Below are 20,519 nucleotides of genomic sequence, written 5' to 3'. Positions count from 1 at the left end.
ACGCACGGAATGCGGAAGGGCCCGTACCGGAAAGCTCCGGTACGGGCCCCGCCGAAAGGGGAACTCAGATGCCCAGGTCCTTGATGATCTTGGCTACGTGGCCCGTGGCCCGGACGTTGTACAGGGCCCGTTCGACCTTGCCCTCCTCGTCCACCACGATGGTGGAGCGGATGACGCCCATGTAGGTCTTGCCGTAGTTCTTCTTCTCGCCGAAGGCGCCGTACGCGTCGAGGACCTTCTTGTCCGGGTCGGCGAGGAGGGTGACCTTCAGGGACTCCGTGTCGCGGAACTTGGCCAGCTTCTCCGGCTTGTCGGGGGAGATGCCGATGACGTCGTACCCGGCGCCGGCCAGCAGCTCCAGGTTGTCCGTGAAGTCGCACGCCTGCTTCGTGCAGCCGGGGGTAAGCGCCGCAGGGTAGAAGTAGACGATGACCTTGCGGCCCTTGTGGTCCGAGAGGGACACCTCGTTGCCGTCGGCGTCCGGGAGGGTGAAGGCGGGGGCAGGGTCCCCGGGCTGGAGTCGCTCGCTCATCGATCCAGCGTAACGGGGGGTCCTGACAGTGCGGCGGAGCGAGTAGCTGACAGACTGTCCGGGACAGTGTCGGAAGACTTCGGAGGCGTACGGTGGCGGACACGTCGGACATCAGAACCCCGGCGCAGATCGAGGCGGACATCAAGCGCCGCCGCGAGGTGCTGGCCGAGACGCTCGACGAGATCGGGATGCGGGTGCATCCGAAGACGATCATGGACGATGCGAAGGCGAAGGTCGCTTCCAGCGTCGACCACACCCTCGGACGGGCGTACGTCGGGGTCAATCGTGTGGTCAGCGATGTGAAGTCGCAGTTCGTGGACGAGGAGGGCGCGCCGCGGATGGAGCGGGTCGTGCCCGTCGCGCTGGTCGTGGTCGGGGTGGTGGGGCTGCTGGCCCTGGGCGGTACCCGGCGGCGCAGGCGCTGAGCGGGGACAGGTAGGTTTCAGGGCGTGAGCGCCAAGAGAAACGAGCACCCGCAGGACGACAAGCTGCCGATCCGGATGCTGCACGACCGTGTACTCGTGCGGCAGGACACCGGTGAGGGCGAGCGGCGTTCGGGGGGCGGCATCCTGATTCCCGCGACGGCTGCCGTCGGCAAGCGGCTGGCCTGGGCCGAGGTCGTCGCGGTGGGGCAGAACGTGCGGACCGTGGAGCCGGGCGACCGGGTTCTGTACGACCCGGAGGACCGGGCGGAGGTCGAGGTGCGGGGTGTGGGTTACGTGCTGATGCGTGAGCGTGATCTGCATGCCGTGGCCGCGGACCGGTTCGAGGGGTCGGAGGACTCCACCGGGCTGTATCTCTGAATCGGGGCCGTAACGGGCTTCAGGGGCTGGTGATCAAGGTCACCAGCCCCTTTTCCCTGTCTTTGCTACCTTGGGAAGCACCCGACGAGACGCGCCGTACCGGGTGAAGGAAAAGACGACGCACCACCGTTCAGTTCGTTTCACGGAGGTGCCTGTCATGGCGTGGGTTCTGCTCGTCGTCGCCGGTCTGCTCGAGGTCGGCTGGTCGATCGGGATGAAGTACACCGACGGTTTCACGCGGCTGTGGCCGAGTGTGTTCACCGGTGCCGGGATCGTCGCGAGCATGATGCTGCTGTCGTACGCGGCGCGGACGCTGCCCATCGGTACCGCTTACGGCGTGTGGGTGGGTATCGGCGCGGCCGGTGCGGCGGTGCTCGGCATGGTGGTGCTGGGGGAGCCGGCGACCGCCGCCCGGATCTTCTTCATCTGTCTGCTGCTGGTGGCGGTGGTGGGGCTGAAGGCGACCTCCGGTCACTGAGCCCCGGGTCCGTCAGGGGCGGCGGGAGTCGGAGGGGAGACCGGCGATCGTCCCGGTGTCGGGGTCGCCGCCGCCCGCGCCGGTCGTGTCGCCCTCTCCGCCCTCGGTGGTGCCGCCGTTCGAGGAGTCGTCCCCGCCTCCGTCGCCGCCGCCGGTGGGGCCGGGCTCGGTGCTGGGGCCGCCCGTGGTGGGGCCGCCGGTGGAGGTGTCGCCGGTGCCTCCGCCGGAGGTGTCGCCCGGCGGGGTGCTGGCCGATCCGCCCGGGGTCTCGCCGCCGGTCTCCTCGTCGCCGCTCGACTCGTCGTCCGGGGCGCCGGTGCCGCTCTCGTCGCCGCTGCCCGTTCCGTCGGAGGAGTCGGCGGACGGGGCGGCGGTGACGTCGGCGCCGGTCTGGAGCTGGAGGTCGAAGTCGGTGACGGGTTCGCCCTCGAGGGCGTCGCGGGTGTACTGGCCCCAGATCTCGGCGGGGGCGCCGCCGCCGTTGATGCGGGGCAGGCCCATCGCTCCGTAGAGCGACTTGTGGGCGGCCGTTTCCGGGTCCTGGCCCATGACCGCGACGACGGTGGCGAGCTCGGGGGTGTAGCCGGCGAACCAGGCGGCGGTGTCCTCCTCGGCGGTGCCGGTCTTGCCGGCGGCGGGGCGGCCGGCCGCCTGGGCGGCGGTGGCGGTGCCGTTCTGGACGACGCTGCGCAGGACGGAGGTGGTGGTGTCGGCGGCCTCGCGGCTGACGGCCTGGTGTTCGCGCCGTTCGGGCAGGTCGACCTCGTGCTTGCCGTCCTTCATGACCTTCTCGACGAGTGTGTACGTGCCGTGCCTGCCGTGGTTGGCGAGGGTGGCGTACGCCTCGGCCATGTCGAGGGGGCTGGCGGTGGCCACGCCGAGGGCGATGGAGGGGGAGGGTGTCAGCTCGGGGGTGTTCTTGGAGAGGCCGAGGTCGATCGCGGTCTGCATGACCTTGTCGGAGCCGACGTCGACGGCCATCTGGGCGTACACGGCGTTCACGGACTTGTCGGTGGCCTCGCGGACGGTGACGTCGCCGTAGTCGTGGTGGTCCTCGTTCTCGGGGGCGTAGCGTCCGCCGCTCCAGCCCTGGACGGGGCGTTCGCTGGTGCCGTCGTAGATCGTGTTCGGGTTGATGGTGCGGCCGTCCTGCGTCTCGGAGTGGTTCTCGACGGCGGAGGTGAACACGAACGGCTTGAAGGTGGAGCCGACCTGGAAGTCGCGGCGGGTGGCGTTGGGTGTGTACTGCTTGACGTAGTCGATGCCGTTGTACATGGCGACGACCTTGCCGGTCTTGGGGTCGACGGAGGCGCCGCCGGCGCGGACGTAGGTGTCGACCTTGCGTTCCTTCTTGTCCAGCTGGGACATGAGCTTGTCGTCGACGGCCTTGACGAAGGCGTCCTGCTTGTCCTTCTGGAGGGTGGTGGTGATGCGGTAGCCGCCGCGGTCGAGTTCCTCCTCGCCGACGATCTCGTTGCTGATCAGGTATTCCTTGACGATGTTGACGATGTAGCCGCGTTGTCCGGACATGCCGGTGGAGATCGTGGACTGCTTGGGCACGGGGAACTTCTGGGCGGCGCGTTCGGACCGGTCGAGCCAGCCCTTCTTGACCATGCCGTCGAGGACGTAGTTCCAGCGGGACTCGGCTGCGGGCCGGTTCTCGGGGTGGGCGATGACGTCGTACTGGCTGGGCGCGTTGAGCAGGGAGGCGAGGTAGGCGCCCTGGCCGGCGGTGAGGTCCTTGGCGTCGATGCCGTAGTAGGCCTGGGCGGCGGCCTGGATGCCGTAGGCGCCGCGGCCGAAGAAGCTGGTGTTGAGGTAGCCCTCGAGGATCTCGTCCTTGCTCTTCTCTCGGTCGAGCTTGATCGAGATGAAGAACTCCTTCACCTTGCGGGTGATGGTCTGTTCCTGGGCGAGGTAGTAGTTCTTGACGTACTGCTGGGTGATGGTGGAGCCGGACTGCTTGCCCTTGCCGGTGGCGGTGTTCCAGCCGGCGCGGATCATGGCCCCGGGGTCGATGGCGGACTCGGTGTAGAAGTCGCGGTCCTCGGCGGCCAGGACGGCGTGCTGGGCGTCCTTGGAGATGCGGGCGAGGCCGACGCTCTCCCGGTTGACTTCGCCGTCGCGGGCGATGACGCTGCCGTCGGCGTACAGGTAGACGTTGGCCTGTTCGGTGGCGAGGGCGTTGGCGGCCGGGATCTTGACCAGGGAGTAGCCGAGGAAGAAGCCGCCGATCAGCAGCAGGACGCCGACGACGAAGGTGCTGAGCACCATGCGCCAGGTGGGGATCAGCCGGCGCCATCCGGTCCGCTTGGGCCGCTTCGGCTTCTTCTGCTTGGCCGAGCCCTCGGGGCCCGCGGCCTGTGGGTCGCCGGCCGCCAGTGACTCTCTGGACGCCCAGCCCGGGGTCTGCGGCTGCGGCTGCGGCTCGTCGCTCATCTCGTGCACGGACTCCTGTTTCACGTCGTACGGTTTTCGCATCGTACGTTTTTCGCGGTGTAACGGTCTTCGCGTCGTACGGTCTGGTCTCGTACGGCCTTGTGCGCGTCTGCGTCCTCTGACGCCCTCTGGTGCCCTGTGCGTCTTGTGAGGTCCTCTGAAGAAGACTCTCGCACCGCGCGTTCCGTTCCCACTCGACGGCACACCCGTGAAAATTCCGTGGCACGGGCTCTCGCGCTCGCACTAGGCTCCTGCGCTTCGGTGCCGGTCGGAGGGTGAGGGCTGTGGACGTGGGCTCGGGGCGGTTGTACGCGGCCGTCGCGGCGGGCGGATTCAGACGTTACGCGACCTATCGGGTGGCCACCGCCGCCGGGGTGTTCACCAACACGGTCTTCGGGCTGATCCTCGTGTACACCTACCTGGCCCTGTGGGACGAGAAGCCTCAGCTCGGGGGCTACGACCAGGCGCAGGCCGTGACGTTCGTGTGGCTGGGGCAGGCGTTGCTGGCGGCGCTGGCGATCGGTGGCGGCGGGTTCGAGGACGAGCTGATGGAGCGCATCCGAACGGGTGACATCGCGGTGGACCTGTACCGGCCGGCGGATCTGCAGCTGTGGTGGCTGGCGGCGGACGCGGGGCGTGCGGTGTTCCAGTTGCTGGGGCGGGGGGTGGTGCCGTTCGTGTTCGGGTCGCTGTTCTTCCCGGTGTCGCTGCCGCGGGAGGTGTCCACGTGGGCGGCCTTCCTGGTGGCGGTGGGGCTGGGGGCGCTGGTGAGCTTCGCGCTGCGCTATCTGGTGGCGTTGTCGGCGTTCTGGCTGATGGACGGCACGGGGGTGGTGCACATGGCGTGGATCGCGGGGCTGTTCTGCTCGGGGATGCTGCTGCCGCTGAACGTGTTCCCCGGTGCGCTGGGCGAAGTCGTGCGGGCGCTGCCGTGGTCGTCGCTGCTGCAGGCGCCGGCGGACGTGCTGCTGGGGGAGGCGGCGCCGCTGGGGACGTTCGTCTTCCAGGCGGCGTGGGCGGTGGCGCTGCTGGCGGTGGGGCGGCTGGTGCAGTCGGCGGCGACGCGGCGGGTGGTGGTGCAGGGTGGCTGAGACGGCGGAGGCGAGTGAGGCGGCCGGGAGGGCGGAGCCGCGCGGCCGGGTCGTGGAGGGGCTGCGGGCGTACCGGCTGATCGCGGCGATGTGGATCAGGTCGACGATGGCGTACCGGACGTCGTTCGCGCTGACGACGTTCGGGAACTTCGCGATGACCGCGCTGGACTTCGTGGCGATCCTGCTGATGTTCTCCCGGGTGGACGCGTTGGGCGGCTGGTCACTGGGCGAGGTGGCGTTGCTGTACGGGCTGTCGGGTGTCTCGTTCGGGCTGGCCGACCTGGCGATCGGGTCGATGGAGCGGCTGGGGCGCCGGGTTCGGGACGGGACGCTGGACACGCTGCTGGTGCGTCCGGCGCCGGTGCTGGCGCAGGTGGCGGCGGACCGGTTCGCGCTGCGGCGGCTGGGGCGGGTGGTGCAGGGGCTGCTGGTGCTGGGGTACGCGCTGGTGGTCGTGGACATCGACTGGACGGTGGCGAAGCTGCTGCTGATGCCGGTGATGCTGCTGGGCGGGGCGGGGATCTTCGCGGCGGTGTTCGTGGCGGCGGGGGCGTTCCAGTTCGTGGCACAGGACGCCTCCGAGGTGGCCAACGCCTTCACCTACGGCGGTACGACGATGCTGCAGTATCCGCCGACGGTGTTCGCGCTGGACCTCGTGCGGGGGGTGACGTTCGTGGTCCCGCTGGCCTTCGTCAACTGGCTGCCGGCCTGCTTCGTGCTGGACCGGCCGTACCCGCTGGATCTGCCCGGCTGGGTGGCGTTCGCGCCGCCGCTGGTGGCCGTGGCCTGCGGGGCGCTGGCGGGGCTGGCGTGGCGGGCGGGCCTTCGTTCGTACCGGAGTACAGGGAGCTGAGGGGCATGGGCGGGTCGGGGACGACGGCCGGGGCGGACACCGTGGGGCCGGGTGCGCGGGCCTTCATCGAGCTGGACGGCGTCGAGAAGGTCTTCGACGTGCGCAAGAAGACCGGGTTCCTGAAGCGGGAGCGGCGGCGGGTGCGGGCGGTGGACGGGCTGTCGTTCACCGTGGCGCGCGGCGAGATGGTCGGCTACATCGGTCCGAACGGTGCCGGGAAGTCGACGACGATCAAGATGCTGACCGGCATCCTGACGCCGAGCGGCGGCCGGCTGCGGGTGGCGGGCATCGACCCGTCCCGGGAGCGGACCAGGCTGGCGCACCGCATCGGGGTGGTGTTCGGGCAGCGTACGACGCTGTGGTGGGACCTGCCGCTGATCGACTCCTACCGGCTGATGCACCGCATGTACCGCATCCCGGACGCCCGTTACCGGGAGAACCTGGAGCGTTGCGTGGACCTGCTCCAGCTGGGTGAGCTGCTGGACGTGCCGGTGCGGCAGCTGTCGCTGGGCCAGCGGATGCGCGGGGACATCGCGGCGGCGCTGCTGCACGACCCGGAGGTGCTGTACCTGGACGAGCCGACGATCGGTCTGGACGTGGTGTCGAAGGCCAAGGTGCGGGGGTTCCTGCGGGACTTGAACGCGGAGCGCGGCACCACGGTGCTGCTGACCACGCACGACCTCCAGGACATCGAGCAGCTGTGCTCGCGGGTGATGGTCATCGACCACGGGCGGCTGATGTACGACGGTCCGCTCGTCGGGCTGCACGAGGCGGGGGAGAGCGAACGGACCCTGGTGGTGGACCTGGAGCGGGAGCTGCCGCCGATCGAGGCGCCGGAGCCCGCGCGGGTGGTGCGGGTGGAGGGGCCGCGGCAGTGGCTGGCGTTCCCGGCGTCGGCGTCGGCGGCGGGGCTGGTGGCGCGGATCGCGGCGGAGTATCCGCTGGTGGACCTGTCGGTGCGGGAGCCGGACATCGAGTCGGTGATCGCGAAGATGTATGCGGAACGCACGAGCGCGTAGTGCCCGGCGCGGTGACCTCGTAGGCTGCTGTACATGACCGACGACGCCCCGGAGCTGCGCGCATCCGACGCCGACCGTGAACGAGTCGCCGAAGTCCTGCGGGAGGCCCTCGCCGAGGGGCGTCTGGACATGGCCGAGTTCGAGGAGCGGCTGGACGCCACGTACAGCGCGCGGACCTACGGGGAGCTGGCGCCGATCACCCGGGACCTGCCGGTCGGCACGGTGGCGGCGCCCAAGGTGTCGATGACCAAGGAGCCGGCGGCCGGGGAGTGGGCGGGCCGGATCACCGGCGGCGAGGGTTCGTCGTCGTGGGCGGTGGCCGTGATGTCCGGCTTCGAGCGCAAGGGGCGCTGGACGGTGCCCAGGCGGTTCAACTCCCTCGCGTTCTGGGGCGGCGGGGACATCGACCTGCGGGAGGCGAACTTCGCGGACGGCGAGGTCGTGATCAACTGCGTCGCGATCATGGGCGGCATCGACGTGATCGTGCCGCCGGGCGTCGAGGTGATCGTGCGCGGCGTGGGTGTCATGGGCGACTTCGACCACCGGGAGTCCGGTGTGCCGGGCGACCCGGGTGCCCCGCGCGTCATCGTGACCGGCTTCGCCTTCTGGGGCGGCGTCGGCGTCCGGCGCAAGCTGACGCGGGCGGAGAAGCTGCGGATCAGGGAGGAGCGCCGGCAGGAGAAGCTGGAGCGCAAGGCCGCCCGGCGGGAGCTGCGCTCCTCGCTCGGCGACTCCCGCGACGACCTGACGGAGGCCCACCGCCGGATGCTGGACGGCCACCGCGACATGCTGCGCGAACACCGCGACGAACGCCGTGAGCAGCGGGAACTGCGCCGCGAGGAACGGGACCGGCGCAGGCGGGGCGAGGACTGAGCGGGGCGTCGGCCCGCCGGGCCGGGGCGCGACTCGGCCCGGCGGGCCGATCCGCCGGGCCGGCGCGCGACCCGGCGCCGCCCCCGGTCCACGCGGTCACAGCTGGACCGGTGCCGCGCCCTTCAGGTCGTCCAGGTCGAAGACCTCGCCCATGCGCTCGTACCCCTTGTCGCCGGGGTGCAGGTGGTCGCCGCTGTCGTAGTCGGAGCGCATCCGGCGCGGGTCGTAGGGGTCGCGCAGCGCCTTGTCGAAGTCGACGACCGCGTCGAACACGCGGCCGGAGCGGATCTCCTCGTTGATCTCCTGCCGCATGGTCTCGCGGGCCTTGGTGTAGCCCCCGTACCCGCCGAACGGTGTGATCGTCGCGCCGACGACCTTCAGTCCCCGGCCGTGCGCCCGGTCGACCATGGCGCGCAGGCCCTCCAGGATGCCCTCGCGGTCGGCGAGTTCGGGGCTGTTGAGGATGTCGTTGACGCCCAGGACGATGACGACCGCCTTGACGTTGGTGCGGCCCAGCACGTCCCGCTCGAACCGGCTGAGGGCGCTGGGATTGTCGGCGGGACGGCCCGCCCTGCTGGTCAGGATGCGGTTCCCGCTGATGCCCTGGTTGACGATGCTGTACCGGGGCGTGTCCCGCCCGTCCGCGGCCGCCTCGTGCAGCCGCTCGGCCAGGACGTCGGTCCAGCGGTTGTTGGCGCCCGTCTCCGACCCCGCGCCGTCGGTGATCGAGTCGCCGAGGGCGACGACGGTGCCGTCGGCCTCGTTGCTGAGCACGTCCAGGGCGGCCAGGTACCGCCAGTACCGCGTCTCGCTCGTGTACGCGACGCCGGTCACGTCCGCGGTGTGCTCCCCGTCGGCGAGGTAGCTGATCTGATGCGCGTGCGGGTGGTAGGTGACCGGGCCGGACGGCACCGGGGAGTAGGTGGTGACCAGGACGTCCGCGCCGTAGGGGACGGGGAGGCGGGCGATGTCGCTCATCACCTGCCCGCCGGCCGGGATGACGACCTGCGGGCTGCCGCCGAAGGTGAGGCGGCGCATGGTGTCGGCGAGCGCGGCGGCGGTGCCGGGTCCGGCGGACAGGGCGATGGAGGCGTGCGTGATGGTCAGCGGGGACTGCCCGTAGAGGTTGGACAGTGTGATCCGCGCGCTGGTGCCGCCGACGCCGGCGTGCACGACGTTGCGTACCGAGCGGCCCGCCATGCCGGTCGTCTCCGTGCGCGGTTCCGCCGCCGCCGGGGACGCGGACCACGCACCCACCCAGGTGCCGGTCGAGGCGGGAGCGGCGTCGCCGCGCGGTGCGGGGCCGCCGGCGAGGGGTGTGCGGTCCCTGGCGCCGTCGTCGGCGGACACTCCGGCGTATATGGCCGCGGAGATCGCCACTATCAGGGTGACGATCGCGGCGAGCAGGGCACGGTGCTTGGTGGGAGGCGCCCCCGTGCCTCCGTCACGACCCCGGGTCATGCTGTGCTGTTCTCCTCGGGCGAGGGGAGCCCGAGGCTCCGGTCCGATATACCCATGATGCGGCATGGGTCGGGGAAATGCCGTAAGACCCCCGGGCGTTCCCCTCCCGGACAGACGCCGGGAACTTGTGTTCCGTTCCAGGGGTCGGTCAGGAAGGGACAATGTGTGCGGGACGGATCGGCGAACGGTGGAGTGGATGGAACGCGCGAAGGCGGAACTTCCGGATGGTTCCGGTGCCGGTGGCGGCACCGGCGGTGCCGGTCCCGGGGAGGACACCGGGGCCGGGGCGGGAGGCGCCGCTCCCGGCGCCGTCCGCGACCGCGCGATGACGTCCTTCAGCGCGGCCGACGAGGAGAAGCGGCGCGGCGTGCGCCGCATGAAGCTCACCGCCACCGGCCTGCTGCTGTTCGTCGCCCTGGTGTACGTCCTGGCCGAGTGGGCCTCCCACCGGGGCGCGGGCGCCTGGGCGGGGTACGTCTCGGCCGCCGCCGAGGCCGGCATGGTCGGCGCGCTCGCCGACTGGTTCGCGGTCACCGCCCTCTTCCGCCACCCCCTGGGCCTGCCCATCCCGCACACCGCGATCATCCCGAAGAAGAAGGACCAGCTGGGCGTCTCGCTGGGCGAGTTCGTCGGCGAGAACTTCCTCTCCGAGGACGTCGTACGGCAGCGGCTGCGCGCCGTCGGCATCGGCTGCCGGCTCGGCGCCTGGCTCGCCGTGCCCGAACACGCCGACCGGGTGACGGCCGAGCTGGCCGCCGCCCTGCGCGGCGCCCTGACCGTGCTGCGCGACTCCGACGTGCAGGCGGTCGTGGGGGAGGCGATCACCCGCCGGGCCGACGCCCAGGAGATCGCGCCCGGCATCGGCAAGATGCTGGACCGCATCGTCGCCGACGGCGGCCACAAGCGCGCCGTCGACCTGATCGTCTCCCGCGCCCACGACTGGCTGATCCTGCACGGCGACTCCGTGATGGACGCCGTACAGGGCGGCGCGCCCGGATGGACGCCCCGGTTCGTGGACAAGCGGGTCGGCGAGCGCGTCTACAAGGAACTGCTGCGCTTCGTCACCGAGATGCGCGACATGCCCGCCCACCCGGCGCGCGGCGCCCTCGACCGCTTCCTCGCCGACTTCGCCTCCGACCTCCAGTCCGACACGGACACCCGCGCCCGTGTGGAGCGGCTGAAGACCGAGGTGCTGGGCCGCGGCGAGGTCCAGGATCTGATCGCGTCCGCCTGGACGGCCGTACGCTCCATGATCGTCTCCGCGGCGGAGGACGAGCGCAGCGAACTGCGCATGCGGGTGCGGGCCTCGCTGCTGTCGCTGGGCGCCCGGATGGCCTCCGACACCAAGGTGCAGGGCAAGGTCGACGCGTGGGTGGAGGGCGCCGCGGTGTACGTGGTGACCACCTACCGCAAGGAGATCACCTCCCTGATCACCGACACCGTGGCGAGCTGGGACGCCGAGCACACCACGAAGAAGATCGAGGCGAACATCGGCCGCGACCTGCAGTTCATCCGCATCAACGGCACGGTGGTCGGCTCGCTGGCCGGGCTGCTGATCTACACCGTCTCCCGCATCCTGGGGGCGTAGGGCTGCCACGGGCGGCCCTCGGGCCTCCCGGCGCGGCGGGCGTGTTCCTCCCGGTGCAGGGCACACGGGAGGCGTTCGCTCGACGGAGAGGGAGCCATGACAGCTGAATCGTCGTCGCCGGGCCCGGCGCCCGCCCCCACCGGTACCGTCACCACGGCCGTCCCCGCCCGCCTCGACCGCCTCCCCTGGTCGCGCTGGCACTGGATGATCGTGATCGGCCTGGGCACCGTCTGGATCCTGGACGGTCTGGAAGTCACCATCGTCGGCAACGTCGCCGGCCGCATCGCCGAGGAAGGCAGCGGCCTGGACATCAGCGCCGCGCAGATCACCGGCCTCGCCGCCGCCCTCTATGTGGCGGGCGCCTGCTCCGGGGCCCTGTTCTTCGGCTGGCTGACCGACCGTTACGGCCGCAAGAAGCTGTTCATGGCGACGCTGGCCGTCTATCTGGCGGCGACCGCGCTGACCGCGCTCTCCTTCGAGTCCTGGTGGTTCTTCCTCTTCCGCTTCCTCACCGGCTTCGGCATCGGCGGCGAGTACGCGGCCATCAACTCGGCGATCGACGAGCTGATCCCCTCCCAGTACCGCGGCCGGGTCGACCTCATCATCAACGGCAGTTACTGGCTCGGCGCGATCGGCGGCTCCCTGCTGTCCATCGTGATGCTGGACACCGACATCTTCCCCAAGGACCTCGGCTGGCGGCTCAGCTTCGCCATGGGCGTGGTCCTCGGCCTGGTCATCCTGCTGGTCCGCCGGCACGTACCGGAGAGCCCGCGCTGGCAGTTCATCCACGGCCAGGGCGAGAAGGCCGACGCACTCGTCACCTCCGTCGAACGGGAGATCGAGCAGGAGAAGGGCGAGAAACTGCCGCCGCCGGCCGGCGAGATCACCATCCACCAGCGCAAGAGCATCGGCTTCGGCCTGATCGCCAAGACCGTCTTCCGCCGCTACCCGCGCCGCGCGGTCCTCGGCCTGTCCCTCTTCATCGGCCAGGCCTTCCTCTACAACGCCATCACCTTCGGCTTCGGCACCATCCTCATCACCTTCTTCGACGTGCCGACCGGCTCCACCGGCTACTACTTCGCCGTCATCGCCGCCGGCAACTTCTGCGGCCCACTCCTCCTCGGCCACCTCTTCGACACCGTCGGCCGCCGGATCATGATCTCGGGCACGTACCTGCTCTCGGGCATCCTGCTCTTCGGCACCGCATGGCTCTTCGACCGGGGCTCGCTCACGGCCTCGACGATGACGGCCTGCTGGTGCGTGGTGCTGTTCTTCGCCTCCGCGGGCGCCTCCAGCGCCTACCTGACGGTCTCCGAGATCTTCCCCATGGAGACCCGCGCCATGGCCATCGCCTTCTTCTACGCCCTGGGCACCGCCGCCGGCGGCATCAGCGGCCCGCTGCTCTTCGCCGACCTCACCGAGTCCGGGGTGGTCGCCGACACGGTCCTGGCCTTCCAGATCGGCGCCGGACTGATGTGCGCGGCCGGCCTGGTGGCGGCGTTCCTGGCGGTGAAGGCGGAACGCCGCTCCCTGGAGGACATCGCGGAACCGCTGTCGGCGGTCCGGGCGGGCTCGGCGGACCCCGCCGGAACACCGGGCTCCGGCACGGCGAGCGCGTAGCGTCGGACCGTAGTCCGTTCACCCCGTCACCCGTCAGCCCGTCACCCGCCGTCACCCGCGCGGGAGGAGCCGCCCATGACCATCCGCAGGATCATGCCCGACATCCAGGTCGAGGACGAGGAGCAGCTGCACACGAGCCGCGACTTCTACGGCCTGCTGGGCTTCGAGGAGGTCATGGACATGGGCTGGGTGACGACCCTCGCCTCCCCGTCCAACCCCACCGCCCAGATCAGCCTGTTCACCGAGGAACGCACCGCGCCCCTCGTCCCCGACCTCAGCGTGGAGGTCGAGGACGTCGACGCGGTGTACGCGCGGGTCTCCGCGTCGGGCGCGGAGATCGTGCGGGAGATCGCGGACGAGGAGTGGGGCGTACGGCGCTTCTTCGTGCGGGACCCGACCGGCCGGGTGGTCAACGTACTGACCCACCACCGGGCCTGACCCGGCCCGGACGGGCGCTCAGGCCCGCCGGTCGGCGACCGCCCAGGACGCCAGCGCCACGGCACCGGCGACACCGAGGACGGACGGCCAGGCGCCCACCTTCTTGGCCAGCGGGTGCGACCCGGCGAAACCGGCGACGTACGCGGCCGTCAGCGCACCCGCGGCCTTCCCGCCGGCCCGCGCCCGCCACTGCTGCGCGGCGGCGGCACCGGCGACGGCGAGTACGACCCCGCCGAGCTGCCGCTTCTTCGTCCACCGGGCAACGCCGTACCCGCCGACCAGACCGCCCGCGGCGACCACCGCGCTGGGAACCTTCGCCATGTCTGCCTCCTGCCGCACCTACTGCTCCGGCCGAGGCTAATCGGCGCCGGGCGGGCCGCACGCGCCGGGGTGAGGACATCGCGGCGGCCCCTGACCCGAATCCCCGCACATGCATGAGACGCAGGTCACACTCGCTCGCCCCCTCGGGGCTGTCACATCCCCTCCCCGCGATCCGTCGTAGCTGTGTACGCCCGAGGGCGGACGTCCACCGACCGGAACCCGAGCCCGATCACCGACGACGGAGGAATCCACCATGGAAGCTCGTCTCAACATGTTCGCCAACCCCATCGCGGGCAAGCTGGTGCGCCACATCAACTCGGCCGGCAAGGTCGTGGCCGACTCGACCCTGCCCGCCGCGACGCAGGAGCTGGTGAAGATCCGCGCCAGCCAGATCAACGGCTGCGGCTTCTGCCTCGACATGCACACCAAGGACGCCGCGAAGGCGGGGGAGACCGCGGTGCGCCTCAACCTGATCGCGGCCTGGCGGGAGGCCAAGGTCTTCACCGACGCCGAGCGCGCCGCCCTGGAGCTGACCGAGCAGGGCACCCGCATCGCCGACGCCGCCGGCGGCGTCACCGACGAGGCCTGGGCGGAGGCCGCCAAGCACTACGACGAGGACCAGCTCGCCGCCCTGGTCGGCCTGATCGCCATCATCAACACGTACAACCGGATGAACGTCATGCTCCAGAACCCGGCGGGCGACTACGAGCCGGGCATGTTCGGCTGACGCGCCCTTCCTTCGCCCGCCGCCCGCCGCGGCGGCGGGCCGGTGCCGCTCCTGGCTCTCCACGCGGGCCACGGAGTGGTGGCCCGTTCGTGGCGCTAGGTTGGTTCCCTGATCGATCAACCCAACGGTCAGGAGGATGCCGTGTCGGACTCCCTTTCCCAGCTCGGCGCCGGTGCGGAGTTACGCGCCCGCATCGACACGTCCACGCCGCACTCGGCGCGGTTCTGGAACTACTTCGTCGGCGGCAAGGACAACTACGAGGTCGACCGGGAGATCGGTGAGCAGATCAAGGGCATCTTCCCCGGCCTCGTCGACGTGGCGCTCACCAGCCGGCTCTTCCTGGGGCGCGCCGTCCGCCACCTGATCAGGGAGGAGGGCATCCGGCAGTTCCTGGACATCGGCACCGGGCTGCCCACCGCCGACAACACCCACGAAGTCGCCCAGCGCGAGGCTCCCGACGCCCGCATCGTGTACGTCGACAACGACCCGATCGTGCTGACCCACGCCAACGCCCTGCTCACCAGTACCCCCGAGGGCAGGACCGCCTATCTGGACGCCGACCTCCACGCCCCCGAGGCCGTCCTGGAAGCCGCCGCCGGCACCCTCGACTTCTCCCGGCCGATCGCCCTGATCATCCTCAACACCCTCGGCCACGTCGCCGACCACGACCAGGCCCGCGACCTGGTGCGCCGCCTCCTGGCGGGCCTCCCGTCGGGAAGCTACCTGGTCATCAGCGACAGCACCGCGACGAGCGAGGGCATGATCGCCGCGTCGGAGGCCTACAACGCCAGCGGCGCGACGCCGTACCACGTCCGCAGCGTCGAGGAGATCGCCGGCTTCTTCGAGGGCCTCGAACTGGTCGCCCCCGGCATCACCCAGGTCCCGTCCTGGCGCCCGGACCAGGAGTCCCCGACCGGCCCGACCGCCGTCTCCGTCGACGCCTACTGCGGGGTGGGGCGCAAGCCGTGAGCCGGGCTGTACGGTGTGCCGCCGCGCGGTCCCGCGCGGCGGCACACCCGCCGTTCCTTCCGCCGGACGGGGTCACCCCGAGGCCAGCTGCTCCGCGATCTCCTTGACCCAACCGTCCCTCTTCGCCGGGTCGTTGAGGGTCAGCTCCCAGGCCTCCGCGTCCAGCTTGTGCTGTGTGGGACCCGCCTTGAGCGCGATGAGCAGTTCTCGGGCGGACTGCCGCAGCTCGGGTGTCGTGCTGCCGCTCCCGGGGACGTCGGGGCCCGCCGCGAGGCCGTAGATCTTGCGCGCCATGGCCTGCCGCTCGCCCTTCGACACCTTCTTCCAGAACTTCAGGGCGTGCTTCAGCGAGTCCGTGCGGGGCGCGGCCTCCGCCGGCGCCTCGCCCTCCGGCGCCCAGCGCTCGGGGTGGCGGACCTCCTCGTAACGCTTCGTGGCGGCGCGGCCCGCCTTGTAACCGGTGGTGCCCAGCACGAGACCGGCCCCGACCGCGGCGAGAATCCAACCGGCCGGGTTGCTCGCCAGCGCCCCCGTCGCCGTGACCAGCGTCATGACCCCGGCCGCGGCCTTGACGGGCTCGCCCATCACGCCGCCGAACGTCTCCTTGCCGATCTTGGCGGCCTGCTTCTTCATCGCGTACTTCTGCACCCGGCTCAGGTCCGCCGTGTCCTTCACGGCACGCCGGTAGGCCTCTTCGGCGGGCCTGATGCCGCGGAACTCCCTCTCGAAGGTCGCGAAGGCAGCGTCGACGCCCTGCTGCCACCCCTCGTGCGGGTACGCCTCGGCCGCGTCCAACCTGGCGTACACCTCCGCACGGGCCACCTCGGCCCGGTTCACGGCCCCGTGCACCTCCCGGTCCAGCCGGGCGAGCAGCTCCGCGTTGACGACGTTGGCGTCCCCGAGGTCCTTCAGGTTCTTGTACTTGCTCGCCGCTCCCCCGACTCGGACCAGGGCGCGGGCGCCCTTCGCCAAGCCGGTGACGGCACTGAGGGCACCGCTCGCCTCGGCCGCCGTCGCGGCGTTCGCCACCCCCTGGACCTTGGTCGCCTCCTTGGCGATGGCGGCACCGTAGGAACCCGAACTGACGGCACCGACGGCCGCGTCCGTCCCCTTGGTCCTGGCCCTCCTGTTCGCCGTGTGGTGTTCGGCCCCGTCCTCGTTCCTCCCGGAGTCCTTCATGCTCTTGTACGCGTCCATGCCGCTGACCACGACGCCGGTCGCCTCCGTGAGGAGGTTCCACCCTCCGGCGGAGGTCCCCGAGATGGCGGAGTCGTTCTTCAGAGCCCCGTCGGCGGTGGCGGCGGCCTGGTGGGTGAGGGCGGCGTTGGTGGGCGTCTGGCCGCCCTTGACGGCGTTGTCCGTGGGTTCGAGGTTCTTCTTGAACCGGTCCAGCAGCGCGGCGATCCGGTCCCGATAACTCTTCCTCTGCCGCGCCCCGTCGGCCCCGCCACCGCCCCCCGTGGCCTCTTCCCTGACCGTGCCGGCGCCCTCCGCCGCCCGTTCCCCGGACGCACTCCTGACACGCTGCACCGCCGCGGTGGCGGCCCGATTCCCGACACTGGACTGGAACCGCAGGAACGCGTGCTCCGCCGAACTCCCGGACGGACTCGCGCCCCGGCTCCCCTCCCGCCGCTGCCTGACCGACGTCAGTGTGGCTACGGACGACGGCCGTGTCGGGGCGCGGTGGACCGGGGTGCTCATGGGCATGCCTCTCCTGCTGCCGGACCGGGCGAGGTGAAGATAACGAGACGTGCTCAATGGAAGATGTGCGGCAGGGAAACTTCGGCCAGACACGGTGGAACGTGTCGGGGTGGACGCGCGACGACGGCCGGGTGCCGACCGTGCGGAAGTCACCCACGGCACGTCATCCGTGTCTGGGCGGTCCGCAATCCGGAGAAGCTGCGGCCGTGGGCGCGGGAGCGCCACCAGCCGGCCGACGGCACACTCGGCTGACGTCAGGCGTGCAGGCTGGGCCGGTAGACGAGCTCCTGGATGTCACCGTCGAGCGTCCGGCTCTCGAGCAGCTCGAGGTCGAAGTCGGCCGCACCCTGGAAGATCGGGTCCATTCCGGTCCGACCGGTGATCACAGGGAAGAGCGTGACCTGGACGCGGTCGACCAGACCGGCGGCCATCAGCGCCCGGTTCATCGACAGGCTGCCGTGCGAACGCAACGGCACCTCGGACTCCTTCTTGAGCCGAGCGACGACATCGACGGCGTCCCCGCTCACGACGGTCGCTTCCGGCCAGTCGAGGGGTTCCTTCAGCGTGGCCGACACCACCGTCGCCGGCATGCTCCTCATCCGCGTGACCCATGGATCACGTACATCGGACTCCTCGGTGCTCGCGGCCAGCATCTGCGCGAACATCCGGTACGTCTTGGCCCCGAACACCATCCGCTGCTCGTCGCCGTACAGGGCGAGACGGTGGTCGAGGAGCTCAGGGCCCTCCTTGCCCCAGTAGCCGGTCCAGTCGCCACCGGCGGCGCCGAAACCGTCGAGGCTGGAGAAGACGTCGAAGGTGTAGGTGGCGGCCATGGTGCTCTCCTCGCGTGCGGCGGATCGTGCATGGATACCGACCGGATACCGCGCCGAAACTCATCGCCGTCGGACCCGGGAAGCCGACCCGCGGCGGGGCCGATCGCACGGTTGGCGCGGTACGGGTAGGGGCTCTCAGCCACCAGGCGGTGCAGCCTTGTCGTTCGGGGGCGCGGAAGCCGCGAGACGTAAGGATCACGGACCGTGAAGCCTTGCGTCGGTCGGCTGCCCTGCCTCCGAGCGTGAACATTCTCCGCGACACTGTTCATTCGGCGCTCAAATGAGCGCCCCGATGACAGATCTGGCAAAGCGTACTCGGGAACGGCTTCGGGGCACTTCGGCAGCCGACTCGCCTACGTCGATGATGCGGCCCTCACGCCCCTCGACAGCGCGACCCGGGGCCCCTCTTGCCTGCGTGCCCGCAGGGGCTGGTCAGGAAGGCGTGGCGAGCCGGAACCGCAGACACACCAGCGGTGTGTCCTCATCCACCGGAGTACCGATCCCGGCCCAGAAGCGCCTGTGTCCGTCTCGCCACTCGTCCAGCGACCGGTCGCCCTCTCCTTCCGCGGCGGCGTGTTCCCACGTGACACCGCCGAAGGAAGCCCGCTCGACGCCCGTGATCTCGATCGTGGCGACGTGATCCCCGTCGTTCCCGAGAAGCGCCAAGCGTTCACCCTCGAACTCCAGGCCCTCCGTCTCCTCGACGTACTCGGCCAGCAGCCCGGTGGTGGCGGTCTTCCTCCCGTTCAGGACCAGAGCGTTGAGCCGCTCCCGCAGCTCACCGGGCGTGCCGAGCTCCAGTGCCCGCATCCCGTTCATCCGTGGCCACACGGTTCCGCCTCCCTAGTCCTATCTGATCGCGTCTCGCGCCACCGCCCGTACGAACATCTGCCACGTTCTATCTCGCACGCGCATCACGGGGCCTTCTGCCTGTTTGGAGTCGCGTATGAGCGTGTCGTCGTGAGCGTGTGCGCACTCCACGCACTCTGTACCGCTTCCGCCACTGTAAGAGGACTTGAACCAGTGGGCCTCTAGCGACGTCCGCATCAGGGCTCCTTGCTGATCTGGTCGATAAGTTCGGTCGAAGACTCGAAGTCGAGCGCCTGTGCGCTGAGGTACTGGAACGCCAATTTATAACGCTCCAACTCTTGTGGCTTCTCCATGAACAGCCCACCACCGAGGATGTCTACGTACACGACGTCGAGTTCAGGAGCCTGTCCGCGAAGGATGGCGAAGCTGCCGACTGCCGCAGCGTGCGCACCTCGCGCGAAGGGCAGCACTTGAACGGTGATCTGGGGGCGCTGAGACATCGCGAGCAGGTGCTCCAACTGCGCACGCATGACCTGTCGTCCGCCAACCTGCCGACGGATGGCGGCCTCATCGATCACGCACCAGATGTGCGGCGAGTCCGCACGTTCCAGCAACTCCTGCCGCTTCATGCGGATATCAACCATGTGCTGAACCTCGCGCTCCTCGCACTGCACCTCCGAGGCTCGGTGTACGGCTTCGGCGTAGGCGCGTGTCTGGAGCAAGCCGGGCACGTACATGCAGGCGTAGTGGTCCTCGCGCGTGACCTCGTCTTCGAGGGTGAGCATGAGGTTCATGGACTCGGGGATGGGATCGGCGAGGGACCGCCACCAGCCCTGAATCTTGGCACCCTTGGCCAGCTCGACCAGCGCTGATCGCTCCTCATCGGTGGCGCCGTACTCGCGGCACAAGGCGTCGACGGCCGGCCACTTGACCGTGCCCTCCTTCGTCTCATACCGACTCAGCGTCGCCTTTGAAATGCCGACGCGTGCGCCTGCCTCCTCAAGTGTCAGCCCTTTGCGCTCCCTGAGGCGTCGCAGGTCGGCGCCGAGTTGGCGCCTGCGAGTGGTGGGTCCAACTGCCATGTTCGCGGCCCTTCGGGTAGATCCAACAGATCGTCGTGGTCGGCTGTTGGGGACCGCAAGAAGGCGTGCGCTGGGGGCGCGCGATGGAGAGTCGTGCTCCCAGTGAAGCTAGAGTGAGAGTTCCATTTTGAGAGTGCCAATGCAACTCTGAGTCCCGGTCGAATCACGCTGCGCCACTAGTGGCGCCGGGGCAGGGAGTGGACAAGACATGGACAGCGCTCTATGGATGCCGACGCGACCGTGGCGCCTGCCGTTTCTGGCAGACGCCGAGCAGGTGTCGTTCTTGCGGCGGTCCCTGAGGACGCACCTGGAGTACTGGGGATTGCATGAACTGAGAGACGCCGCCGAGCTCTGCGCCAGTGAGCTCGTCGCCAATGTCATCAGACACGTCGGGGCCGGGACGCCGTCCACGCTGGTCGCCTCACTGAACGGTCTTCACCTACGCGTCGAGGTGCACGACCCCGACCCGCGTGCGCTGCCGACTCTTGCCTGCGCGGGCGGCGACTCGGAGGAGGGGAGGGGGATGATGCTGGTGGACGCCATCAGCGACCGCTGGGGCGTCGAGCTGACCGCTGATCGCAAGGTGACCTGGTGCGAGTTTCAGATGGACGTCACCAGAGGCGACCGTCACGCGCCAGTCCCTCGATTGGCGCGAGCCGCGGACGTATTGAGCCTGTACATCGGTTCGGACTCGGCGCCGCAGCCGTTCGGCCACGGTCGGTTGGGTGCAGCGGTGGCAGAGGAGGCGGCGATCGACATCATCACCGATCTCCTCTGCTGGTTCCGCGTACACGGGCGGGACGCTGACGACGTGCTGGATCAGGCCCAAGCGCACTTCGAGGCGGAGAGCGGAGCCCGGGTCTCCTGAGAACGTGCGCGCT

Annotated in this window: 22 protein-coding genes and 1 riboswitch; of the genes, 13 read left to right on the top strand and 9 right to left on the bottom strand. The window is 70.2% G+C overall.

The window, feature by feature from the left end:
- Nucleotides 1–64: 64 nt before the first annotated feature.
- Nucleotides 65–532, bottom strand: coding sequence for a thioredoxin-dependent thiol peroxidase (gene bcp / locus ACLIN4_RS13290; protein WP_019325646.1), 468 nt, complete (start codon nucleotides 530–532; stop codon nucleotides 65–67).
- Nucleotides 533–624: 92 nt separating this feature from the next.
- Between bcp and ACLIN4_RS13285 the strand changes: the two genes are divergently transcribed.
- The 3 genes from ACLIN4_RS13285 (at nucleotide 625) to ACLIN4_RS13275 (ending at nucleotide 1,813) form a co-directional block, all read left to right on the top strand.
- Nucleotides 625–957: a DUF3618 domain-containing protein gene (locus ACLIN4_RS13285; protein WP_100049663.1), complete on the top strand. Its 333-nt coding sequence runs from the start codon at nucleotides 625–627 to the stop codon at nucleotides 955–957.
- 75 nt (nucleotides 958–1,032) lie between these two features.
- Nucleotides 1,033–1,335, top strand: a complete 303-nt coding sequence (locus ACLIN4_RS13280) for a GroES family chaperonin (protein ID WP_167307483.1) — start codon at nucleotides 1,033–1,035, stop codon at nucleotides 1,333–1,335.
- A 59-nt stretch (nucleotides 1,336–1,394) separates the two neighbouring features.
- A riboswitch (guanidine-III (ykkC-III) riboswitch) is annotated at nucleotides 1,395–1,460 on the top strand.
- 32 nt (nucleotides 1,461–1,492) lie between these two features.
- Nucleotides 1,493–1,813 (top strand): DMT family transporter, encoded by a 321-nt coding sequence (locus ACLIN4_RS13275; RefSeq protein ID WP_019325643.1) that lies wholly within the window; start codon nucleotides 1,493–1,495, stop codon nucleotides 1,811–1,813.
- Nucleotides 1,814–1,825: 12 nt separating this feature from the next.
- Here ACLIN4_RS13275 and ACLIN4_RS13270 read toward each other — a convergent pair whose 3' ends face one another.
- Complete coding sequence (locus tag ACLIN4_RS13270) at nucleotides 1,826–4,252, bottom strand: transglycosylase domain-containing protein (RefSeq protein WP_381941471.1); 2,427 nt, start codon at nucleotides 4,250–4,252, stop codon at nucleotides 1,826–1,828.
- 284 nt (nucleotides 4,253–4,536) lie between these two features.
- Here ACLIN4_RS13270 and ACLIN4_RS13265 point away from each other — a divergent pair, with 284 nt between their 5' ends.
- From ACLIN4_RS13265 to ACLIN4_RS13250, 4 genes are all read left to right on the top strand, one after another.
- A complete protein-coding gene (locus ACLIN4_RS13265) occupies nucleotides 4,537–5,343 on the top strand; it encodes an ABC transporter permease (RefSeq protein ID WP_290012887.1) in 807 nt (268 codons plus the stop codon).
- A gap of 88 nt (nucleotides 5,344–5,431) precedes the next feature.
- Nucleotides 5,432–6,196: an ABC transporter permease gene (locus ACLIN4_RS13260; protein ID WP_373429111.1), complete on the top strand. Its 765-nt coding sequence runs from the start codon at nucleotides 5,432–5,434 to the stop codon at nucleotides 6,194–6,196.
- A 5-nt stretch (nucleotides 6,197–6,201) separates the two neighbouring features.
- On the top strand, nucleotides 6,202–7,215 hold the full coding sequence (locus tag ACLIN4_RS13255) for an ABC transporter ATP-binding protein (protein WP_107479397.1): 1,014 nt from the start codon (nucleotides 6,202–6,204) through the stop codon (nucleotides 7,213–7,215).
- Nucleotides 7,216–7,248: 33 nt separating this feature from the next.
- The gene (locus tag ACLIN4_RS13250) at nucleotides 7,249–8,088 is read left to right on the top strand and encodes a DUF1707 SHOCT-like domain-containing protein (RefSeq protein WP_100049565.1); all 840 of its coding nucleotides are present in this window, start codon (nucleotides 7,249–7,251) and stop codon (nucleotides 8,086–8,088) included.
- A gap of 96 nt (nucleotides 8,089–8,184) precedes the next feature.
- On the opposite strand, the gene ACLIN4_RS13245 is transcribed toward ACLIN4_RS13250, so the two are convergent.
- Nucleotides 8,185–9,549, bottom strand: a complete 1,365-nt coding sequence (locus tag ACLIN4_RS13245) for an SGNH/GDSL hydrolase family protein (protein WP_107478461.1) — start codon at nucleotides 9,547–9,549, stop codon at nucleotides 8,185–8,187.
- A gap of 196 nt (nucleotides 9,550–9,745) precedes the next feature.
- Between ACLIN4_RS13245 and ACLIN4_RS13240 the strand changes: the two genes are divergently transcribed.
- From ACLIN4_RS13240 to ACLIN4_RS13230, 3 genes are all read left to right on the top strand, one after another.
- A complete protein-coding gene (locus ACLIN4_RS13240) occupies nucleotides 9,746–11,137 on the top strand; it encodes a DUF445 domain-containing protein (protein WP_411575811.1) in 1,392 nt (463 codons plus the stop codon).
- Between the two features lie 96 nt (nucleotides 11,138–11,233).
- Nucleotides 11,234–12,757: an MFS transporter gene (locus ACLIN4_RS13235; protein ID WP_289903063.1), complete on the top strand. Its 1,524-nt coding sequence runs from the start codon at nucleotides 11,234–11,236 to the stop codon at nucleotides 12,755–12,757.
- A 75-nt stretch (nucleotides 12,758–12,832) separates the two neighbouring features.
- The gene (locus tag ACLIN4_RS13230; protein WP_107478463.1) at nucleotides 12,833–13,195 is read left to right on the top strand and encodes a VOC family protein; all 363 of its coding nucleotides are present in this window, start codon (nucleotides 12,833–12,835) and stop codon (nucleotides 13,193–13,195) included.
- A gap of 18 nt (nucleotides 13,196–13,213) precedes the next feature.
- Here the strand turns inward: ACLIN4_RS13230 and ACLIN4_RS13225 are convergent, their stop codons facing one another.
- On the bottom strand, nucleotides 13,214–13,516 hold the full coding sequence (locus tag ACLIN4_RS13225; RefSeq protein ID WP_100049779.1) for a hypothetical protein: 303 nt from the start codon (nucleotides 13,514–13,516) through the stop codon (nucleotides 13,214–13,216).
- 253 nt (nucleotides 13,517–13,769) lie between these two features.
- Between ACLIN4_RS13225 and ACLIN4_RS13220 the strand changes: the two genes are divergently transcribed.
- Both ACLIN4_RS13220 and ACLIN4_RS13215 read left to right on the top strand, forming a co-directional pair.
- Nucleotides 13,770–14,243, top strand: a complete 474-nt coding sequence (locus ACLIN4_RS13220; RefSeq protein ID WP_100049778.1) for a carboxymuconolactone decarboxylase family protein — start codon at nucleotides 13,770–13,772, stop codon at nucleotides 14,241–14,243.
- A 141-nt stretch (nucleotides 14,244–14,384) separates the two neighbouring features.
- Nucleotides 14,385–15,212 carry an SAM-dependent methyltransferase gene (locus ACLIN4_RS13215; protein ID WP_107478464.1) on the top strand — a complete coding sequence of 276 codons (828 nt, stop codon included), beginning with the start codon at nucleotides 14,385–14,387 and terminating at the stop codon, nucleotides 15,210–15,212.
- Nucleotides 15,213–15,284: 72 nt separating this feature from the next.
- On the opposite strand, the gene ACLIN4_RS13210 is transcribed toward ACLIN4_RS13215, so the two are convergent.
- The 5 genes from ACLIN4_RS13210 to ACLIN4_RS13190 all read right to left on the bottom strand — a co-directional run bounded on the left by ACLIN4_RS13210 (nucleotide 15,285) and on the right by ACLIN4_RS13190 (nucleotide 19,638).
- Nucleotides 15,285–16,913 carry a hypothetical protein gene (locus ACLIN4_RS13210; protein ID WP_411575810.1) on the bottom strand — a complete coding sequence of 543 codons (1,629 nt, stop codon included), beginning with the start codon at nucleotides 16,911–16,913 and terminating at the stop codon, nucleotides 15,285–15,287.
- Between the two features lie 254 nt (nucleotides 16,914–17,167).
- On the bottom strand, nucleotides 17,168–17,746 hold the full coding sequence (locus tag ACLIN4_RS13205; protein WP_289903065.1) for a dihydrofolate reductase family protein: 579 nt from the start codon (nucleotides 17,744–17,746) through the stop codon (nucleotides 17,168–17,170).
- A 432-nt stretch (nucleotides 17,747–18,178) separates the two neighbouring features.
- On the bottom strand, nucleotides 18,179–18,556 hold the full coding sequence (locus tag ACLIN4_RS13200; protein WP_307652752.1) for an ASCH domain-containing protein: 378 nt from the start codon (nucleotides 18,554–18,556) through the stop codon (nucleotides 18,179–18,181).
- 39 nt (nucleotides 18,557–18,595) lie between these two features.
- On the bottom strand, nucleotides 18,596–18,793 hold the full coding sequence (locus tag ACLIN4_RS13195; RefSeq protein ID WP_289903067.1) for a DUF397 domain-containing protein: 198 nt from the start codon (nucleotides 18,791–18,793) through the stop codon (nucleotides 18,596–18,598).
- A complete protein-coding gene (locus tag ACLIN4_RS13190; RefSeq protein ID WP_289903068.1) occupies nucleotides 18,793–19,638 on the bottom strand; it encodes a helix-turn-helix domain-containing protein in 846 nt (281 codons plus the stop codon). The genes ACLIN4_RS13195 and ACLIN4_RS13190 overlap by 1 nt, the downstream gene beginning before the upstream one ends.
- A 208-nt stretch (nucleotides 19,639–19,846) precedes the next feature.
- Here ACLIN4_RS13190 and ACLIN4_RS13185 point away from each other — a divergent pair, with 208 nt between their 5' ends.
- Entirely contained in the window at nucleotides 19,847–20,506 is a 660-nt protein-coding gene (locus tag ACLIN4_RS13185; RefSeq protein WP_411575809.1) for an ATP-binding protein, read from the top strand.
- Nucleotides 20,507–20,519 lie beyond the last annotated feature (13 nt).

It is taken from the genome of Streptomyces mutabilis, assembly GCF_046628145.1.
Classification (GTDB): domain Bacteria; phylum Actinomycetota; class Actinomycetes; order Streptomycetales; family Streptomycetaceae; genus Streptomyces; species Streptomyces mutabilis.
Note: the sequence above shows the minus strand (reverse complement) of the source record. Positions and strands in the feature narration are given on the sequence as shown.

What these genes read in the sequence shown, in the direction of transcription:
- ACLIN4_RS13185 (WP_411575809.1), top strand. Translation starts at nt 19,847, where the DNA reads ATGGACAGCGCTCTATGGATGCCGACGCGACCGTGGCGCCTGCCGTTT.
- ACLIN4_RS13260 (WP_373429111.1), top strand. Translation starts at nt 5,432, where the DNA reads ATGTGGATCAGGTCGACGATGGCGTACCGGACGTCGTTCGCGCTGACG.
- ACLIN4_RS13200 (WP_307652752.1), bottom strand. Translation starts at nt 18,556, where the DNA reads ATGCGGGCACTGGAGCTCGGCACGCCCGGTGAGCTGCGGGAGCGGCTC.
- ACLIN4_RS13250 (WP_100049565.1), top strand. Translation starts at nt 7,249, where the DNA reads ATGACCGACGACGCCCCGGAGCTGCGCGCATCCGACGCCGACCGTGAA.
- ACLIN4_RS13255 (WP_107479397.1), top strand. Translation starts at nt 6,202, where the DNA reads ATGGGCGGGTCGGGGACGACGGCCGGGGCGGACACCGTGGGGCCGGGT.
- ACLIN4_RS13275 (WP_019325643.1), top strand. Translation starts at nt 1,493, where the DNA reads ATGGCGTGGGTTCTGCTCGTCGTCGCCGGTCTGCTCGAGGTCGGCTGG.
- bcp (WP_019325646.1), bottom strand. Translation starts at nt 532, where the DNA reads ATGAGCGAGCGACTCCAGCCCGGGGACCCTGCCCCCGCCTTCACCCTC.
- ACLIN4_RS13270 (WP_381941471.1), bottom strand. Translation starts at nt 4,252, where the DNA reads ATGAGCGACGAGCCGCAGCCGCAGCCGCAGACCCCGGGCTGGGCGTCC.
- ACLIN4_RS13235 (WP_289903063.1), top strand. Translation starts at nt 11,234, where the DNA reads ATGACAGCTGAATCGTCGTCGCCGGGCCCGGCGCCCGCCCCCACCGGT.
- ACLIN4_RS13240 (WP_411575811.1), top strand. Translation starts at nt 9,746, where the DNA reads ATGGAACGCGCGAAGGCGGAACTTCCGGATGGTTCCGGTGCCGGTGGC.
- ACLIN4_RS13205 (WP_289903065.1), bottom strand. Translation starts at nt 17,746, where the DNA reads ATGGCCGCCACCTACACCTTCGACGTCTTCTCCAGCCTCGACGGTTTC.
- ACLIN4_RS13190 (WP_289903068.1), bottom strand. Translation starts at nt 19,638, where the DNA reads ATGGCAGTTGGACCCACCACTCGCAGGCGCCAACTCGGCGCCGACCTG.
- ACLIN4_RS13280 (WP_167307483.1), top strand. Translation starts at nt 1,033, where the DNA reads ATGCTGCACGACCGTGTACTCGTGCGGCAGGACACCGGTGAGGGCGAG.
- ACLIN4_RS13225 (WP_100049779.1), bottom strand. Translation starts at nt 13,516, where the DNA reads ATGGCGAAGGTTCCCAGCGCGGTGGTCGCCGCGGGCGGTCTGGTCGGC.
- ACLIN4_RS13245 (WP_107478461.1), bottom strand. Translation starts at nt 9,549, where the DNA reads ATGACCCGGGGTCGTGACGGAGGCACGGGGGCGCCTCCCACCAAGCAC.
- ACLIN4_RS13230 (WP_107478463.1), top strand. Translation starts at nt 12,833, where the DNA reads ATGACCATCCGCAGGATCATGCCCGACATCCAGGTCGAGGACGAGGAG.
- ACLIN4_RS13195 (WP_289903067.1), bottom strand. Translation starts at nt 18,793, where the DNA reads ATGCGGACGTCGCTAGAGGCCCACTGGTTCAAGTCCTCTTACAGTGGC.
- ACLIN4_RS13210 (WP_411575810.1), bottom strand. Translation starts at nt 16,913, where the DNA reads ATGAGCACCCCGGTCCACCGCGCCCCGACACGGCCGTCGTCCGTAGCC.
- ACLIN4_RS13220 (WP_100049778.1), top strand. Translation starts at nt 13,770, where the DNA reads ATGGAAGCTCGTCTCAACATGTTCGCCAACCCCATCGCGGGCAAGCTG.